Genomic DNA, 3,695 nt, shown 5'->3' with positions numbered 1-3,695 from the left:
TAATTTTGCATTGCACCCCCTCCCTGGTCAACTGGTCGTAAAGTCGCGCTTGCTCGTTTTCATTGCCGCATGAGATGACGATCAGCCACTCCTGCGGCGGAGCAACCGCTTCGGCCGGCGGTGGTGACTCGTCACCCGTCAGCTTGGCCAGTTCCTTCTCGTCGAAGCCGAGCAGCTCGAGGTTGAACTCCGCCGCGCCGAGCTCCTGCAGCTCGAGCGTGAGCATCTGCATATCCCAGCCCGCGTTCAGCGCGAGCCGGTTGTCCGCGATGACGTAGGCGCGGCGCTGCGTCTCGGTGAGGTGGCCCAGGCAAATGCAGGGCACCATGTCGAGACCGGCCAGCGCCGCGCCTTTGACCCGGCCGTGGCCGGCGATGATGTCGTTGGTCGGCGTGATCAGGACGGGGTTCGTGAATCCGAACTCGCGGATGGACGCCGCGATCTGCGCGACCTGGTCGTCGCTGTGCGTGCGCGAGTTGCGCGCATACGGCAACAGCGCTGCCAAGGGCAGGTACTTGACCTGAAGGTTATGGGGAGTGTCGGCCATCCTAGCCTTCACGCCAGCGTCCTTGCCGGCGTCCGCTGCCTATTTCTTGACCTTGCCCATGATCGACTCGAGGACATTCAGCCGCCGTCCGTGGTCGGCCTCGATGAACCGGATCCGCTCGCCCTGCTCGGTCAGCTCGCGCCGCTGGGCGCCGATCTCGTCCGTTGCCTTCTCGATCGACTTCCGGAGCTCGGCCAGCTGTTCGACCACCTTGTTTTGGCCCTGAGAGCCGATGAAGGTGCCGCCGCCGTTGGCGGCCAGCAGGGCCGCGAGGAGGAGGATTTGGGTGTTGTTGCCCCCCTCGGTTTTGCCGGCCATCGAGCCCTCGTGTTTGAAAGCCGAGGGCGGCAGAAAGTGCCGGCCTGTGACCTGCATTCCCCATCCCCATCGGAATCGAAAAAAATCGGTGTCGTTTGTGTCGCTGAGTGGATGCTCAAAACGAGCCTGGAGCAGAAAAGCTGCAGGCGCAAACCGGCCTGACGATGCATGACACACCGTGATGAAAATGACGGTTTGCGCACGCAAAGAAGCCCCGCGTACAACGCGGGGCTTCCCAAAGCGGCATTTCAATTTTTCTTTAGCGCCCCACCCTATCACCGGGGCCAATCGGGGCCAAATCGGGGCCACGCAATACAGACATTCGTGACAGTCCGTGACGGTAATGACGGTGCGGAAATTGGCTCAAAGCCGTGTGGGTCTAGGGGAAGACGGTGTTCCTACTGCCCTATTGGGCGACGGTCCTTGCTGGTTCGATTCCAGGTGGGGCCGCCAACAAATCTTTGCCGCTCTCGCGGGTTGCGCCGCTAGCACGAGTCACCGGGGCCAAATCGGGGCCGTTGCTTTGAGCAGCTCGAGCTGGGAAATCGATCACGACTGCCATCGTGTTCGACTTCTCGGCTGCTTCTCGCAGGTACCCCGGAGCCAGGTGCGCATACCGCTCGGTCATCGAGATCGACTTGTGCCGCATGAGCTTCTGCGTGGTGTAGAGCGGCACGCCCGCCATCACCAAAATAGAGGCGTACGTGTGCCTGAGGTCGTGGAAGCGCAGCACCCTCAACCCGAACGTCTTGCACCGCCGCTTGAGCCGGTGGCAGGCGTCGACAAACAGCTCCGGGGGGAACACCGGAGCATCGGCCGGGAGGTCCTGCCTACTGAGCAGCGCGTGGTAGACGGCGTCGTTCATCGGGACGACGGCGCACTCCCCGTTCTTCGTCCGCTCGAGCCGCACGCCCAGCTGAGCTGAGTAGGTGGCGTCGACGCGGATCTGCCTCTGCCTAAAGTCGAGCTGCTGCCGCTGGAGCGCCCGGAGCTCGCCCTTCCTGAGCCCGGTGTTGGTTGCGACCAGCACCAGCTCGGCGAACGCCGGGTCCGCCTCCCGGCCGGCCGACATGAATCTGTCCCGGTCCTCGGCCGTCCAGTACGCGAACTCCCGCTTGGGCACCTTCAGGAGCTTGACCCCCTGAAACGGGCTCGCCGCGATCAGCTCGTGATCGGCGGCATCCTTCATCATCTTTTTGGCCAGCGACAGGTAGTTATTGATTGACTTTGGCTTCAACTTCCTTCCGTGCCGGCCATTCTTTTCCTTGAGCACCGACCGAAGGCGGAGGCCGTCGGTCTTTCGGAGCTTGCCGAGCCGGATGTGCCCCAGCACCGGGATCAGGTGCACCCGAATCGTCGCGGCGTCGACTACGATCGTCGTCTCGTCCTTGTCGACCGTCGCGATATCTTTCAGCCACGTCGCGCTGAACTCCTCGAACGTGGGATCCCGCTTTACGGGTTCCGCTGCGGGCTCGTATTTTCCCAGCTTGACACGTGCCTCGTATTGCTCGGCCAGGCGCCTCGTCGGGAAATTCTCCGAGGCCTTCTTGCCGTTGATCCGAGGCGTCGCGCGCCAGGTTCCATCTTTGGTCTTGTGGGCCATCTAAATTGTTACTCCTCTTTGAGGAGCCAATTCGCCGCATGTCATCAGTCGTCAAACTCGGGAAACACCTGGACCAGGCGCTCCACGTCACCGCGTCGAAACAGGAGACGCTTGTTGTTGATCCGCTGAGCGGGCCTAAGCTTCTCGAGGTAGACGAGGTTCCGGATGTTGCCGGGCGTGCAGCGGAGGATCTCGGCTGCTTCCTTTGTCGTGACTAATGGACTTATTTGGTTGTCAAAGATGCCGCTTTGCTTGGCGGAATTGTCCATTTGATTCTCGCGGCGTGCAAATGGTATTAAAACGCTATTGGAGATTCGGTGGGTCATGCGTCACCCGCCGCTCGGCTTGATGCCGGCGAGGCGTTGGAACGCTTCGCGCGCGCAGGCCGGAACCACGCTGTTGCCCAGGGACTTAATGCGGTGTGTCGAGGGGCGTAGCCCATCAGATACTCGACGAAGCTCGCCGTCAGCCGGTGACCAAAGCGCTGCTTGAATGCGACGCTCAGCGGCTGCCCGCCACCGCCCATCCGGCTCCGCGCCACCGACGTCCCCGGGCTCCGGTAGTCGCGCGCGCACGGCGTGGGCCAGAAGCCACCATCGTTCTCGGACATGGGGCGCTCCCACATCGCAAGCTCGTAGCATGTCCCACCGAGCGTCATACCCGACCGCGGAAAGTTCGGCGGTGACGCTGTCCAGCCCTCGAAGAGAGATGGCTGGCACGATTGGGGCTCGATCAAGCTGACCGTCGTGCATGCGGGACAGGAGAACGCCCTGGCAATAGCGATCGACTTCACAGTAGGCGACGGTTCGCACCCATGGAGCAAGGGCGAGGTCGATGCCACCGATCCCGCTGAAGAGGCTGAGTCCTCGTAGACGATCCAAGCCATCACCGTCCTTCCATCAGCCGACGCACCGCCGCGCCGTGTTCTCGCTCAAGCCGCCCCTGCTCCTGCTCAATCACCCGCTCAACGCGCCGCACCGTCAGCCCCGTCTTCGTGACGATCGCCTTCACCTCGAATCCCAGCGCGTGCAGCTCGAGGATGGATCGGTCGTAGTCCTTGCCGATGCGCGTCACGAATCTCATCGGCCGCCACCTTTTTCTTTCCACGCCACCCGCGCGTCCGATACGCGAATCGACGCGGCGTGCGCCGTCTGCAACAGCGCTTCACGGCGGGCCGGATCGGTTTCCGTGTTCAACGCTTCAAGCGCCGTCTCCTCCTCGTCGAGC

At 62.7% G+C, this 3,695-nt stretch carries 6 protein-coding genes; all 6 read right to left on the bottom strand.

The genetic code is table 11. The features are described from left to right. Window positions 1–547, bottom strand: a 547-nt coding sequence (locus tag JWQ89_RS17920) for a ParB/Srx family N-terminal domain-containing protein (protein WP_299643178.1), incomplete at its 3' end; no start/stop codon positions are given. A 39-nt stretch (window positions 548–586) separates the two neighbouring features. Further along, the gene (locus tag JWQ89_RS17915; protein WP_299643176.1) at window positions 587–865 is read right to left on the bottom strand and encodes a hypothetical protein; all 279 of its coding nucleotides are present in this window, start codon (window positions 863–865) and stop codon (window positions 587–589) included. Window positions 866–1,271: 406 nt separating this feature from the next. After that, complete coding sequence (locus tag JWQ89_RS17910) at window positions 1,272–2,468, bottom strand: site-specific integrase (protein WP_299643174.1); 1,197 nt, start codon at window positions 2,466–2,468, stop codon at window positions 1,272–1,274. A 44-nt stretch (window positions 2,469–2,512) separates the two neighbouring features. Then, entirely contained in the window at window positions 2,513–2,737 is a 225-nt protein-coding gene (locus tag JWQ89_RS17905; RefSeq protein ID WP_299643172.1) for a helix-turn-helix domain-containing protein, read from the bottom strand. A 53-nt stretch (window positions 2,738–2,790) separates the two neighbouring features. Then, window positions 2,791–3,078 carry a hypothetical protein gene (locus JWQ89_RS17900; protein WP_299643171.1) on the bottom strand — a complete coding sequence of 96 codons (288 nt, stop codon included), beginning with the start codon at window positions 3,076–3,078 and terminating at the stop codon, window positions 2,791–2,793. Window positions 3,079–3,353: 275 nt separating this feature from the next. Next, window positions 3,354–3,551, bottom strand: coding sequence for a hypothetical protein (locus tag JWQ89_RS17895; protein ID WP_299643169.1), 198 nt, complete (start codon window positions 3,549–3,551; stop codon window positions 3,354–3,356). Window positions 3,552–3,695: the final 144 nt, after the last annotated feature.

It is taken from the genome of Devosia sp. (genome assembly GCF_028290645.1).
Classification (GTDB): domain Bacteria; phylum Pseudomonadota; class Alphaproteobacteria; order Rhizobiales; family Devosiaceae; genus Devosia_A.
This window is presented reverse-complemented; position numbering and strand designations above follow the sequence as displayed.